Here is a 13,899-nt window from a genome sequence, read left to right on the forward strand (position 1 = left end):
CGTAGCGGTCGTGGCCGAAGTGTTCGAACGCCCCGATCGACACGATGCGGTCGACGGGCTCGTCGAACTGCTCCCAGCCGGCCAGCAGCACCCGCTTGCTGCGTGGGCTGTCCATCTCGTCGAACGATTTCTGCACGTGGGCGGCCTGGTTCTTGGACAGCGTCAACCCGATCACGTTCACGTCGTATTTCTCCACCGCCCGGCGCATGGTGGCACCCCAGCCGCAGCCGACGTCGAGCAGTGTCATGCCGGGGCGCAGACCGAGCTTGCCCAGTGCCAGGTCGATCTTGGCGAGCTGCGCTTCTTCCAGCGTCATGTCGTCGCGCTCGAAGTACGCGCAACTGTAGGTCTGACTGGGATCCAAAAACAGGCGATAGAAGTCGTCGGACAGGTCGTAGTGGGCCTGCACGTCTTTGAAATGTGGTTCCAGTTTTTGAGCCATCAGTGTTGCGCCTTCCCCGCGAAACGCACCGATCATCCCCCGAGCCCGTGTGGGGCAAATTTTATTACTGAGCATCTGCCCGCATTGACGAACGGCGAAACCTCGCAGTTCAACCCGGCTGTCAGGTCGGGCGTGTCGCGCTGCTTGGTGAAGGTGAACTGCCCGACGTTGCAGATGCCCTTGCGGAACAGGGCCGCGCACCCGGTGAGGTAGCGCATGAAACGGTCGTAGACCTCTTCGGACTGAATCGCGATGGCTCGTTCGCGATTGCTTTCCAGGTTGGCCGCCCACATGTCCAGCGTGCGGGCGTAATGCGGCTGCAGATATTGAGTTTGCTCCAGCGAGAAGCCACTGGCCTGCGCGTTGTCGACGATGTCGGGTTCACCGCACATCTGGCCGCCGGGGAAGATCTCCTTGCCGAGGAAACGGAGAAAGCGCAGATCGCTCATCGTGATCGGGATGCCGTGCTCTTTCCAGTACGACTGCGGATGCGTGAAGATGCTGTGCATCAGCAACCGGCTGTCGTTGGGGAGCACCTCGTAAGCCCAGTCCCAGAACGCCGGCCACCGTTCTTTCTTGAACGCGTCGAAGGCCTCGAAGCTGATGATCCGGTCGGTGTGCTCGTCGAACTCTTCCCAGCCCTGCAGCCGGGCCTCGGCCCGGCGCTTGGTCGGGATAGCGGCCAGTCGGGACTTGCTGCGCTCGTAGTGATTTCGGCTGAGCGTGATGCCGATGACGTTCACGTCGTACTTCTCCACCGCGCGGACCAGCGCCCCGCCCCAGCCGCAGCCGACGTCCAGCACCGTCATGCCCGGCTCGAGATTCAGCTTGTCCAACCCCAGGTCCAGCTTGGCGAGCTGTGCCTCTTCCAGCGTCATGTCGTCGTTCTTGAAATACGCACAGGTGTAGACCATGTTGGGGTCCAAAAACAACCCGAAGAAGTCGTCCGAAATGTCGTAAGTCGCCTGCGACTCTTCGTAATACGGCTTCAGTTTGGTTACCATCACGTCCTCCCAAGCATCAACGCTACAACGCTGTGACACTCCGTGCGAAGTCGTGACGAATTTGAACGCCGAAGCCGCTCTGTTCGACTTGGCTCAGCTGGCCTCGGCAAAATTACCCGTCAACACGCCGATCACCGGATCCCACAGTTGCTGTGGCAGATCATGTCCCATTCCGTCGAATAACACCAATCGGGCTCCGGTTATTGCCCGCGCGATCGCACGTCCGCCGAAGGGCCGCATCAGCTTGTCGGACCGGCCGTGGATGACAACGGTCGGTGCCGTGATGCGCCGGTCGTGGTGCCGCAGGCTGCCGCTGCCCAGGATCGCGCCGAACTGCCCGGCGATGCCTTGTGGGTAGTAATTGCGGTCGTAGCCTTCCGCGGCCTCGGCGCGCACCTGCTCGTCGGGAATGCGGTAACGCGGGCTGCCGATGATCCTGCTCACCCGGACCGCGTTGTCCAGGATCACCTCGCGGGGCGAGTCCGGCGGCGGCCCCTTGAGCAGCGCCAGCAATGCGCGGGGCGTCGGGGGCGGCAGGAACGCCGAATTGTTGCTGGAGAACAGAACGCCGAGAGTCCTTGTCCGATAAGCGAATTGCGCCGCGAACACCTGGGCGATCATCCCGCCCATCGATGCGCCGACGACGTGGGCCGCCTCGATACCCAGATGGTCCAGCACGGCCGCGGCGTCGTCGGCCATGTCCTCGAGCGTGTAGGTTGCCTTGCTGCGCAGGCCGACCCAGGAGCGCCCCAACCGGGTGACCAACGGCTGACCGACACTGCGGTGCTCGGTCTTGCTGGACAGGCCGACATCCCGGTTGTCGTAACGGATTACGCGTAGGCCGTGGCGGACCATCCGCTCGCAGAACTCCGTTCGCCACAACAGCAGCTGGGCGCCGAGGCCCATGATCAGCAGCACGGGCGGGTCCGCGATGTCGCCCATGTCCTCGTAGTAGAGCTTCAGGTCGCCGGCGTAGCCGGTGCGGATGTCCATCAGACCTCCACGTCGGAGGAATGCTCGCGGCCGACCTCGACCATGAAGTTGGCAAAGTACCCGGTCAGCTGCGGGTCGGACATCATCTGCCACTTCGGTGCGAGCAACTTCATGTACCGCTCGACGTAGAGGAACTGCTTACCGATCAACACCAGCTCGCGCGGCAGCTTGACGTCGTAGGCGTCGGCCAGCGCCGACAGCTGCCGGCCGATGTCGGCATACGACATGTCGCCCAGCGTCGACATGGTCAACGGGGTGGCGAAGCGCTCCAGGTCCTTGGCGGCCTGGGCTTGGGGCTTGACCGTTCCGACGGCACCCATCAGCACGACGATCTTGCCGGCCGCGGCGTGATCCTTCTTAACCAGCAACGCGTACACCAGTTCGCGCAGCAGCCAGCGGGTCCGCGGGTCGATGCGGCCCATGATCCCGAAGTCGAAGAACACGATGCGGCCCTGATCGTCGACGTAAAGGTTGCCCGCGTGCAGGTCGCCGTGGAACAGCCCGTGCCGCAGCCCGCCTTCGAACAGCGAGAACAGCAGCGCCTTGACCAGTTCGACGCCGTCGAACCCGGCCTTGCGGATGGCGGCCACGTCGTCGATGCGGATGCCCTGCACCCGCTCCATCGTCAGCACCCGGTCGCTGGTGAAGTCCCAGTGCACCGTCGGCACCCGGATGTTGCGGCCCAGCGGCGACACGTGGAGGTGCGAGACCCACGCCTCCATCGACTGCGCCTCGAGGCGGAAGTTGAGCTCCTCGGCCAGGTTCGCGGCGAAGTCGGCGACCACGTCCTGCGCCGAGAGCCGGCGGCCCAGCTTGGCCAGCTCGACGGCCTGGGTGAACCGTTTGAGGATCTGCAGGTCGGCGGCGACCCGGCGGCGGATACCCGGGCGCTGCATCTTGACCACGACGTCCTCGCCACTGTGCAACGTGGCGTAGTGCACCTGGGCGATGGACGCCGAGGCGAACGGCGTCTCATCCCACTTGGCGAACAGCTCGGCCGGGTCGGCGCCGAGCTCCTCGACGAACAGCTTGTGCACTTGCTCGGAGTCGGCCGGCGGCACCCGGTCGAGCAGGCCGCGGAATTCGCGGGACAGCGATTCGCCGAACGCACCCGGGCTGGAGGCGATGATCTGGCCGAACTTCACGTACGTCGGACCCAGATCGGCGAAGGTTTGGGGGAGCTGCTTGATCACCTTCTGCTGCCACGGCCCCTTGCCCGGCAGCGCGGCGAGAACGCGAGCGGCGGAGCGAGTGACCTGCCAACCGGTGGCCGCGACCCGCGCCGCTTCGACCGGCAGTGGCACCCGGTCCAGCCTGGCCACCTCACGGTGTTTGGTAGAACTCATCCCAGCAGTCTGCCAAACCAGGGGTGCGGAGGCCCAAATCGTCGGGAGGTGAGCAGGCTTTTTACCGGCCCGTGTCTGGTTTCACGGTCCACGGTGTGACCCGGCCCTCGATGTGCCAGCCTTCCAGCCCGGCGATCAGGTCGTACATGGTGGCTCCGTCGATGGTTTCCCGGACGATGTCGGCGTGCCCCGCGTGACGGGCCAACTCGTTGATGACGTGCAGGATCACCCAGCGCACCGACCACGCGTCCAGGTCTTTCGGGAACCACGGAACGTCGCGGGGCACCGGCACCGCCGCGTCGAGGTCCGCGGTCTCCACCAGCCGCAGCGATGTCGCGTTCTGTTCGGCGAACGCCCGCAGCAGCCCGTCCAGCGTCTCGTCGGGCCGCATCACGTGCTGGTCGGCGAACGCTTCGGGGTCGAACGGCCGGGGGTCGGTGGGTGCCGCCTTCGGCGCGGCCGCGACCCGTGCCATCCAGCTGTGTTGCATTCGCGTCACGTGCTTGACCAGCCCGCCGACCGACAGCGCGCTCGCCGACGGCGACGACCGGGCCTGCTCGTCGGTCAGGCCGTAGCACACCGCGAAGTAGGAGCTTTGGTGGAAGGCCAGATATTCGCGCCGCGCGCTGCGTTCGTCGGTTACCGGTGGGGCGAGGCTGGCATGATCAATCCTCCTGGTTGACGGTCCCGACCAGCTTTGCAGCATGAGGCGATACGGTTGTAGTCGAGCCACGTAAGGTGCGGGCATGCAGCTGATTTCGGCGCAGTCGACCGAACTGTTCGTGGGGCCGCCGGACACGCCGCTGCAACTGGTCCGTGTTGTCGTCGGCGGGGTCACCGAGCCGACGCCGCTGCGCATCGACGGCGACGGGCTGCGGGGGGAGGCGTCGCCGAGGAGGCCGACGAGGCCGTGGAGGTCGCGGTGACGGTGCGGCGACCGGTCGTCGGTGAGCGCCGCGCCGCCCGGGTGCGCGCCGGCGAGCAGAGTGTGCGGTTCGAGTTCACCGTGGCCGAGCCCGGCTGGACGATGTTCATGGTCAGCCATTTCCACTACGACCCGGTCTGGTGGAACACCCAGGGCGCCTACACCAGCGAGTGGCGAGAGGACCCGCCGGGGAAAGGGCGGCAGACCAACGGGTTCGAATTGGTGCACGCACATCTGGAAATGGCCCGCCGCGAGCCCGAGTACAAATTCGTGCTGGCCGAGGTGGATTACCTCAAGCCGTATTGGGACACCCACCCCGAGGACCGCGCCGACCTGCGCCGCTTCATCGCCGAAGGGCGGGTCGAAATCATGGGCGGCACCTACAACGAACCCAACACCAATCTCACCAGCCCGGAGACGACGATCCGAAACCTGGTGCACGGCATTGGTTTTCAGCGCGACGTGCTGGGCGCCGATCCGGCCACCGCCTGGCAGCTCGACGTGTTCGGCCACGACCCGCAGTTTCCCGGGATGGCCGCCGACGCTGGGCTGACGTCGACTCGTGGGCCCGTGGCCCGCACCACCAATGGGGTCCGACCCACTCCGGCGGTGTCGAGGGCATGCAGTTCTGCAGTGAGTTCGAATGGATCTCGCCGTCCGGGCGCGGTCTGCTCACCCACTACATGCCGGCGCATTACGGGGCGGGCTGGGGGATGGACTCGGCGGCGTCGCTGGCCGAGGCGCGGGATGCCACGTACGCGGTGTTCGATCAGCTCAAGAGGGTCGCCCTGACGCGCAACGTGCTGCTGCCGGTGGGCACCGACTACACCCCGCCGAACAAGTGGGTCACCGAGATCCACCGCGACTGGGCGGCGCGCTACACCTGGCCGCGCTTCGTGTGCGCGGTGCCGAAGGAGTTCTTTCGCCGCGGTGCGCGCCGAGCTGGACGAGCGGAAAGCGGTGCCGTCGCCGCAGACGCGCGACATGAACCCGATCTACACCGGCAAGGACGTGTCCTACATCGACACCAAACAGGCCAACCGCGCCGCCGAAAACGCGGTGCTGGACGCCGAGCGCTACGCGGTGTTCGCCGCGCTGGCCACCGGCGCCGACTACCCGCACGCCGCGCTGGCCAAGGCGTGGGTGCAGCTGGCCTACGGCGCACACCACGACGCGATCACCGGCTCCGAGTCCGACCTAGGTCTACCTCGACCTGCTGACCGGCTGGCGCGACGCCTGGGAGCTGGGCCGCGCGGCCCGCGACAACTCGCTGGCGTTGCTGTCCGGCGCGATCGGCGGTGAGGTGGTCGTCTGGAATCCGCTGACGCAGCAGCGCACCGACGTCGTCACGGCGCGGGTCGACCCGCCGCTGCCCGCGGGGGTGCGGCTGCGCGACGCCGACGGTGCCGAGCTGCCGCGATGGTCGAGCACGAGGGGCGGTCGGTCACCTGGCTGGCCCGCGACGTCGGATCGCTGGGCTGGCGCAGCTACCGCCTGGTTCCCACGGGCGAGCGGACCGGCTGGGAGCCGCTGCCCGGGCACCAGATCCAAAACGAGCACTACCGGTTGACGGTCGACCCGGCCCGTGGCGGGGCGGTGGTGTCGTTGGTGCACGACGGACGTGAACTGATCGCGGACGGGCGGGTGGGCAACGAACTCGCCGTCTACGACGAATACCCGGCCCACCCCACACAGGGCGAGGGCCCTTGGCATCTGCTGCCCATGGGTCCGGTGGTGGGCTCGTCGGAATCGCCGGCGCAGGTGCGGGCGTACCGCGGACCGTTGGGCCAACGGCTGGTCGCACGGGGCCGAATCGGCGAAATACTGTGCTACACACAGACATTGACGCTGTGGAACGGCGTGGGCAGGGTGGACTGCCGCACCACCGTCGATGAGTTCACCGGCTAGGATCGGCTGCTGCGGCTGCGCTGGCCTGGTGCCGGGCGCCATGCCGGTCAGCGAGGTGGGCGACGCCGTCGTCGGCCGCGGTTTCGCGTTGCTGCACGACGGGCCCCGCTCCATGGACACCGAGCACCTGCCGTGGACGCTGGACAACCCGGCCTACGGCTGGTTCGGTCTCTCCACTGCTGTGCGGATTAGATTGGGCGACAAAGATATTCGCGCGGTGTCCGTGGCCGAGGTGGTATCGCCGTCGGAAGCGTCGTCCGGGCCGCTGGCGCGCGAGCTGATGGTCGCGCTGGCCCGCGCCGGCGTGACCGCCACCTGCAGCGGCGCCGACAAGCCGCGCTACGGCAACCTCGCGGTCGACTCCAACCTGCCGGACACGCGCATCGCGCTGGGCGGTCCCGATCGCAACGCCTTCACCAAAGCGGTACTGGCCGAGACTGATCCGGAGTACGCGAACGAACTCGAACGTCAGCTGTCCGAGCGGGGCCGGGCCAGGGTGTGGGTGCCCGTGGCGACGTCGTTAGCGGCGGCCTGGCTGTCCGGGGCCGATCTGAGCGGGGTGCGCGCGCTGCCGGTGCTGGTGATCGACGGCGCCGGCGAGAAGCGTCTCGACGCCGAAATCGCCGCGCTGGCAGACGATCTCGACGACGCCGAGATCGTCGTCGAACAGCGGGCCGCATCGGGTGCCGCACCCTTCGAATCCCGCACCGTCGCGCTGCTCAACCGCGGCGTCCCGAGCTTGGCCGTCGACACCGACGGCACGCTGCACACCGCGCTGTTGCGGTCGTGCACCGGCTGGCCGTCCGGCACCTGGATCGACGAACCGCGCCGCACCGCGCCCGACGGCTCGAACTTCCAACTCCAGCACTGGACACACCATTTCGACTACGCGCTTGTCGGCGGCGACGGCGACTGGCGCCACGCCCAGATCCCGGCCCGCAGCGCGCAGTTCTCCCATCCGCTGCAGGCCGTCTTGCCGGATCGGCGGCGAGGCGACCTGCCGCCCACCGGGTCGCTGCTACACGTCGAGCCGGCCGGCACGGTGCAGCTCGGGGCGTGCAAGGCGGCCGGTAACTCGCTGGCGGCCGGTCGCGCCGCGCCCGTCGACCCCGGCGCGGTGGCGCTGCGGCTGGTCGAATCGACGGGCACCCGCACCCGGGTGAAGATCGGCTCCAGCCTGGGCAAGCTGGGCGCGCTGCGGCTCGCCGACCTGCTGGAGACACCGGCGGCCCGCAAGCGATCGATCGAGCTGCACGGCTACCAGGTCGCAACCGTGCGGGCTCGGCTCGAGGTCCCAAAAGCATTCGACGAGCCCACGCCGCTGGGCCCGGAAGCCGAGACCGCCCAACCGCTCTACGCGCGCTACTGGCTGCACAACCGCGGCCCGGCGCGGCTGGGCGGGCTGCCGGCCGTCGCGCACCTGCGCCCGCAGCGCGCGACCGCCGAACCGGGCGGCCAGCTGAGCATGCGGCTCACCGCGGCCAGCGACTGCACCGACGCCGAGCTGCACGGCGTCGTCGTGCTGGCCTGTCCGGACGGCTGGGCCGCGACCCCCGCCGAGCGCCGTTCACGCTGGGCAGCGGCGAGCACCGGGAGGCCGACGTGGTGCTCGCGGTCCCGGCCGCTGCCGAGCCCGGCCAGTACCCGATCCGGGCGCAGCTGCGCGTCACCGGCGACCGGGTCCCGGCCGCTTGGTGCCAGACCGTCGAGGACGTCAGCATCGTCGCGGTCGGTGCGGACCAGGACGCCGAGCTGATCTATCTGGTCGACGGGCCCGAGGAGGTCGCGCTGCGCGCCGGCCAGACGGCCCGGATGACCGTGACGATCGGCAGCCATGCCGCCGCGGAGCTGTCCGCCGAGGCCCACCTGATCAGCCCCTGGGGCACCTGGGAGTGGATCGGTCCGGCGTCGGTGGGCGCGGTGGTGCAGGCCCGCTGCAGCGTCGAGTTCGGCTTCGACGTCAGCCCACCCGCCTGGCTGGAGCCCGGCCAGTGGTGGGCCCTGATTTGGGTCGGTTGCGCCGGGCGGCTGGTGTACTCGCCGGCGGTGCGGGTGACCGTGACATGAGCGCACCCCCGGTCGCAACCGTCGCGGGTGCGCCCGTCGCGGTCGCCGAGGTCGACGCGGCCGAGGCGCGATTGCGCAGCGGCCCCCACGCCGCAGCGCTGCCGGCCCGCGGCACCGGCGAGGGCCGCCAACTGCGGCGCTGGCTGGTACAACTGCTGGTGACCGAACGCGTGGTCGCCGCGGAGGTGGCCGCCCGCGGATTGACCGTGTGCGACGTGCCGACCGAGGCGCAGCTGCTGCCCGACGTGACGGCCCGGCTGGAGATCGGCAGCGTGGCCGCGGCGGCGCTGGCCGACCCGCGGGCCCGGGCGCTGTTTGTCGACGTGACCGCGACGGTGCGGGTCAGCGATCAGGAGGTGGCCGATTATCACGCCCGCAACCCGCTGCGGTTCGCCGCGCCGCGTCCCGACCGGAACGGTTGGCGCGCCCCGGCGTGCGTCGAGCCGCCGCTGGCACAGGTGCGCGCCGCGATCAGCGAGCATCTGCGCGGCGCCGCGCGCCGCCGCGCCTTCCGGCTGTGGCTGGACGAGCGGCGGGCGGCGCTGGTCGAGCTCGCCGTCGGCTACGAGCATCCCGGCGACCCACGCCAACCCGACAACACCCACCGGCACTGATCGCCATGCTGACCCTCTGTCTTGACATCGGCGGCACGAAAATCGCTGCGGGCCTTGTTGATTCCGACGGGGCGCTGGTCTACACCGGCACCCGGCCCACGCCGCCGAACGGCTCGGCCGAACAGGTGTGGGACGCGGTCGCCGCGATGATCGCCGAGGCCTTGGGCAAGGCCGGCGGTGCGGTGCGTGCGGTGGGGATCGCTTCGGCCGGGCCCATCGACCTGCTTAGCGGAACGGTCAGCCCGATCAACATCAAAAGCTGGCAAGGCTTTCCGTTGCGGACCGCGTCGCGGCCGCCGTGCCCGGCGTGCCGGTGCGCCTCGGTGGTGACGGCGTGTGCATGGCGCTGGGGGAGCAGTGGCAGGGCGCGGGGCGGGGTGCGGGCTTCCTGCTGGCCATGGTGGTGTCCACCGGCGTGGGCGGCGGACTGGTGCTCAACGGTGTGCCCTACACCGGGCGCACCGGCAACGCCGGACACGTCGGTCATGTGGTCGTCGACGAGGGCGGCGAGCGGTGTGCGTGTGGCGGTCGCGGCTGCGTCGAGACGGTGGCGGCCGGGCCGTGGCTGGTGCGCTGGGCGCGGGCCGACGGTTGGTCCGCACCGCCCGGCGCCGGCGCGCGGGAGCTGGCCGCCGCGGCGGTCGCCGAGGATGTGGTCGCGCTGCGCGCGTTTCACCGGGGCCACCGGGCTCGCCGCCATGATCGCCTCGGTGGCCGCGGTCTGCGACCTGGACCTCGTCGTCATCGGGGGAGGCGTGGCGCAATCCGGTGCCCTGCTGTTCGACCCGCTGCGCGCGGCGCTGGCCGACTATGCCGGGCTGGACTTTTTGGCCGGGCTGCGCGTGGTGCCCGCCGAGTTGGGCGGCCAGGCCGGCTTGGTCGGCGCGGCCCGGCTCGCGGGGGCTTAGCTGTTGTGATCCGTCGTTTTGGCTGACCACGCGTCGTCACGCTATCCTTGGTCCCGATCCACCGAAGACCGTCGGTCACCGAGCAATCGGTCGAAGGTCCGGGAACATCCCGGCGGCCCACGCAGGAGGACGAGGCATCATCGCCGGCGCGTGCGCCGGTGTACCCCAACGCCCCGTGCCGCTTCCTGCGCCGGGGCGTTCGTCGTTCCTCGGGTGATCACCGACGACACGAACTTTCAACCGAGGAGGCATGCATGGCCAGAGCCGACAAGGCCACCGCCGTGGCGGACATTGTCGAGCAGTTCAGCGCCTCGACCGCGACGGTCATCACCGAATACCGCGGTCTGACCGTGGCCAACCTGGCCGAGCTGCGCCGCTCGCTGGCGGGGTCGGCCACCTACACCGTGGCCAAGAACACGCTGATCAAGCGGGCGGCTTCGGAAGCGGGCATCGAGGGTCTCGACGAGCTGTTCGCGGGGCCGACGGCCATCGCGTTCGTCAGCGGCGAGCCGGTCGACGCCGCCAAGGCCATCAAGACCTTCGCTAAGGCGAACAAGGCGCTGGTCATCAAGGGTGGCTACATGGACGGCCACCCGTTGACGGTGGCCGAGGTCGAGCGCATCGCGGACCTGGAATCCCGGGAGGTGCTGCTGGCCAAGCTGGCCGGTGCCATGAAGGGCAACCTCGCCAAGGCTGCCGGCCTGTTCAACGCGCCGGTTTCGCAGTTCGCCCGCCTCGCGGCCGCCCTGCAGGAGAAGAAGGCCGCCGACCCGGCTGCCGCGGCCGCCCCGGCCGCAGAACCCGCTCCCGAAGCAGCCGCTGCGGAAGCACCCGCCGAGGCGGCAGCACCCGCCGAAACACCGGCTGACGCCGAATAACCCAAAAACCCACATTAGGTAAGGACCCACACCATGGCAAAAATCTCTACCAATGACCTGCTCGACGTCTTCAAGGAAATGACGCTGGTCGAGCTGTCGGACTTCGTGAAGAAGTTCGAGGAGACCTTCGAGGTCACCGCGGCCGCCCCGGTTGCGGTCGCCGCTGCCGGCGGGGGTGCCGCCGCCGGTGGCGCGTCCGCCGAGGCCGCCGAGGAGCAGTCGGAGTTCGACGTCATCCTCGAAGCCGCCGGCGACAAGAAGATCGGCGTCATCAAAGTGGTCCGCGAGATCGTCTCCGGCCTGGGCCTGAAGGAAGCCAAGGACCTGGTCGACGGCGCACCCAAGCCGCTGCTGGAGAAGGTCGCCCAGGAAGCCGCCGACGAGGCCAAGGCCAAGCTCGAGGCCGCCGGCGCGACCGTCACCGTCAAGTAGTTCGACTCACGCGAACCCCCGGGGCCCCAGTCAATCGGGCCCCAGGGGTTTCGTGTGTTCAGCCGGAAAACGCCGCCTGTACCGACTGGGCTACCCTCTCCGCCGTATCTCCCAGGGCGACAAGCAGATTCGAGATCATCGCGGTGAGCACCGGGGCGACGGCCGAGCCGTCGTCGCCGTAATAGCCGGCCAGCTCCAGCATCACGAACCCGTGAATCAGCGCCCAGAACTGCGCCGCGGTGGCCACCACGGACGCGTCGTCGTCCGCGCCGCCGGCGGTGATCCGGCCAGCCAGCATGCACCGGCGCACCACGCGCACCACGTGCGTGAAGCTGGGGTGGTGCTGCTCGATCTCGGCCACCGTGAGCGTCAGGACGTTACCGGCCGGCGCGTTGATGCCGTGCGCGCTGGTGCTGCCGAACATCAGCCGGTACATGTGCGGCCGCTCGATCGCGTAGCGGCGATAGGCGGCGCCGGTGACGAACAGGTCGGCGACCGGGTCGTCGGTCCGCGGCACGGTCTGGGCCTCGTCGAACTGCCGTAACCCCTCCTCGGCGACCGCCGCGATCAGCCCCCGCATGCCGCCGAAGTGGGTGTACACGGCCATTGTCGAGGTCCCCGCGGCCCCGGCCACCTTGCGGGTCTGCAGGGCATCGGGCCCGTCGCTGTCGAGCAGGCCGACCGCGGCGTGCAGCATCTCATGACGAACACTGCGCACATTGCGCTGAACTTCCGAAGTCATCGCTCCCACTATCTCCGATGAGGCCTTGCCATCTATTCATCGCCGGCGTACGGTCGCAATAACGCTGAAATATCAATGTTATAGGAGCTCAGCGATGACTTTCACACAGACGGCCAAATCCGCCAACCCGTATCTCGAAGGCTTCCTGGCGCCCGTGGGCGCCGAGGTGACCGCAACCGATTTGCGCGTCAGCGGGCAGATCCCCGCGCACCTGGACAGGCGCTACCTGCGCAACGGGCCCAACCCGGCCGCGGAGGTCGACCCGGCCACCTACCACTGGTTCACCGGCGATGCGATGGTGCACGGGGTCGCGCTGCGCGACGGCAAGGCCTGCTGGTATCGCAACCGCTGGGTCCGCATGCCGCCGACGTGCGCCGCGCTCGGCGAGCCGGAGCCCCGGGGGCTCAACCCGCGCGCCGGGATGCTGTCGGTCGGGCCCAACACCAACGTGCTGACCCACGCCGGGCGGACGCTGGCGCTCGTCGAGGGCGGCGGGGCCAACTACGAGCTCACCGACGACCTGGACACCGTCGGGACCTGCGACTTCGACGGCACCCTGGTCGGCGGCTACACCGCCCACACGCACCGCGACCCGCACACCGGTGAGCTGCACGCGGTGTCCTATTGCTTCGCGCGCGGGCGCAGCGTGCAGTACTCGGTGATCGACACCGAAGGCCGCGCCCGGCGCACCGTCGACATCGACGTGACCGGATCGCCGATGATGCACGACTTCTCGCTGACCGACAAGTACGTGGTGATCTACGACCTGCCGGTGACGTTCGACCCCATGCAGGTCGTGCCGGCCAACGTGCCCGGCTGGCTGAGTTCGCCGGCCCGCCTGGTGTTGCAGTCGGTGCTCGGCCGGGTCCGGATTCCCAGCCCGCTGACGACGGCGCTGAACCGGAACCGGGAGCCGATGCATCGGATGCCCTACAGCTGGAAAAACACCTATCCCGCGCGGATCGGCGTCATGCCCCGCGAAGGCGGCAACGATGACGTGCGCTGGTTCGACATCGAACCCTGCTACGTCTTCCATCCGCTCAACGCCTACTCGGAGATGCGGAACGGCACCGAGATGCTGGTGCTCGACGTGTGCAGCTACTCGCGGATGTTCGACCGCGATCTGCGCGGTCCCGGCGACAGCCGGCCGACGCTGGATCGCTGGACGATCAACCTGACCACCGGTGCGGTGAGCACCGAACGTCGCGACGACCGTCCCCAGGAGTTCCCGCGCATCGACGAGACCCTGCTGGGCGCCCGGCACCGGTTCGGCTACGCCGTCGGGTCGGACGGCGGCTACCTGTCCGGTGGCGCGACCGAGATGACCTCCGCGCTCTACAAGCACGACTACGCGACGGGATCAAGCGCCGTCGCGCCGCTGGACGCCGATCTTCTGCTCGGCGAGATGTGCTTTGTGCCCAACCCCACGAACGGGTCGGGGGAGCGCCGAGGACGACGGCGTCCTGGTGGGCTACGCTTATCACCGCGGCCGTGACGAGGGGCAATTGCTGCTGCTGGACGCGCAAAGCCTCGCGTCGATCACCACCGTGCACCTACCGCAGCTGGTCCCGATGGGTTTCCACGGCAACTGGTCGCCTTCGGTCTGACCCCTTTACCGGTACTGCCAGGACCATTAGCCT

Annotated in this window: 7 protein-coding genes and 5 pseudogenes; 6 read left to right on the forward strand and 6 right to left on the reverse strand. The window is 68.9% G+C overall.

All coding sequences use genetic code 11. The features are described from left to right. From mmaA2 to T428_RS0123215, 5 genes and pseudogenes are all read right to left on the reverse strand, one after another. Positions 1–442: pseudogene (mmaA2, locus tag T428_RS0123190) on the reverse strand (cyclopropane mycolic acid synthase MmaA2); the annotation flags it as partial. Between the two features lie 143 nt (positions 443–585). Further along, a pseudogene (locus tag T428_RS0123200) lies at positions 586–1,446 on the reverse strand (cyclopropane mycolic acid synthase family methyltransferase); the annotation flags it as partial. A gap of 93 nt (positions 1,447–1,539) precedes the next feature. Continuing rightward, positions 1,540–2,439 carry an alpha/beta fold hydrolase gene (locus T428_RS0123205; RefSeq protein WP_025738330.1) on the reverse strand — a complete coding sequence of 300 codons (900 nt, stop codon included), beginning with the start codon at positions 2,437–2,439 and terminating at the stop codon, positions 1,540–1,542. Then, positions 2,439–3,785, reverse strand: a complete 1,347-nt coding sequence (locus tag T428_RS0123210) for an ABC1 kinase family protein (RefSeq protein WP_211244004.1) — start codon at positions 3,783–3,785, stop codon at positions 2,439–2,441. Before T428_RS0123210 ends, T428_RS0123205 begins: the two co-directional genes overlap by 1 nt. A gap of 61 nt (positions 3,786–3,846) precedes the next feature. Next, positions 3,847–4,491 carry a DinB family protein gene (locus tag T428_RS0123215; protein WP_025738332.1) on the reverse strand — a complete coding sequence of 215 codons (645 nt, stop codon included), beginning with the start codon at positions 4,489–4,491 and terminating at the stop codon, positions 3,847–3,849. Positions 4,492–4,531: 40 nt separating this feature from the next. Between T428_RS0123215 and T428_RS32425 the strand changes: the two are divergent. The 5 genes and pseudogenes from T428_RS32425 (at position 4,532) to rplL (ending at position 11,517) form a co-directional block, all read left to right on the forward strand. Then, positions 4,532–8,685: pseudogene (locus T428_RS32425) on the forward strand (glycoside hydrolase family 38 N-terminal domain-containing protein). Continuing rightward, on the forward strand, positions 8,682–9,299 hold the full coding sequence (locus tag T428_RS0123245) for a DUF7158 domain-containing protein (protein WP_025738337.1): 618 nt from the start codon (positions 8,682–8,684) through the stop codon (positions 9,297–9,299). The pseudogene T428_RS32425 and the gene T428_RS0123245 overlap by 4 nt, the downstream one beginning before the upstream one ends. A 5-nt stretch (positions 9,300–9,304) precedes the next feature. Continuing rightward, positions 9,305–10,207, forward strand: a pseudogene (locus tag T428_RS30505) (ROK family protein). 254 nt (positions 10,208–10,461) lie between these two features. Next, positions 10,462–11,085, forward strand: a complete 624-nt coding sequence (gene rplJ, locus T428_RS0123260; RefSeq protein WP_025738340.1) for a 50S ribosomal protein L10 — start codon at positions 10,462–10,464, stop codon at positions 11,083–11,085. Positions 11,086–11,118: 33 nt separating this feature from the next. Further along, complete coding sequence (rplL, locus tag T428_RS0123265; RefSeq protein ID WP_025738341.1) at positions 11,119–11,517, forward strand: 50S ribosomal protein L7/L12; 399 nt, start codon at positions 11,119–11,121, stop codon at positions 11,515–11,517. Between the two features lie 58 nt (positions 11,518–11,575). On the opposite strand, the gene T428_RS0123270 is transcribed toward rplL, so the two are convergent. Then, positions 11,576–12,259, reverse strand: a complete 684-nt coding sequence (locus tag T428_RS0123270; protein ID WP_025738342.1) for a TetR/AcrR family transcriptional regulator — start codon at positions 12,257–12,259, stop codon at positions 11,576–11,578. Positions 12,260–12,353: 94 nt separating this feature from the next. Between T428_RS0123270 and T428_RS30510 the strand changes: the two are divergent. Beyond that, positions 12,354–13,866: pseudogene (locus T428_RS30510) on the forward strand (carotenoid oxygenase family protein). The last annotated feature ends 33 nt before the right edge of the window (positions 13,867–13,899 follow it).

The sequence above is a fragment of the Mycobacterium genavense ATCC 51234 genome (assembly GCF_000526915.1).
GTDB lineage: Bacteria > Actinomycetota > Actinomycetes > Mycobacteriales > Mycobacteriaceae > Mycobacterium > Mycobacterium genavense.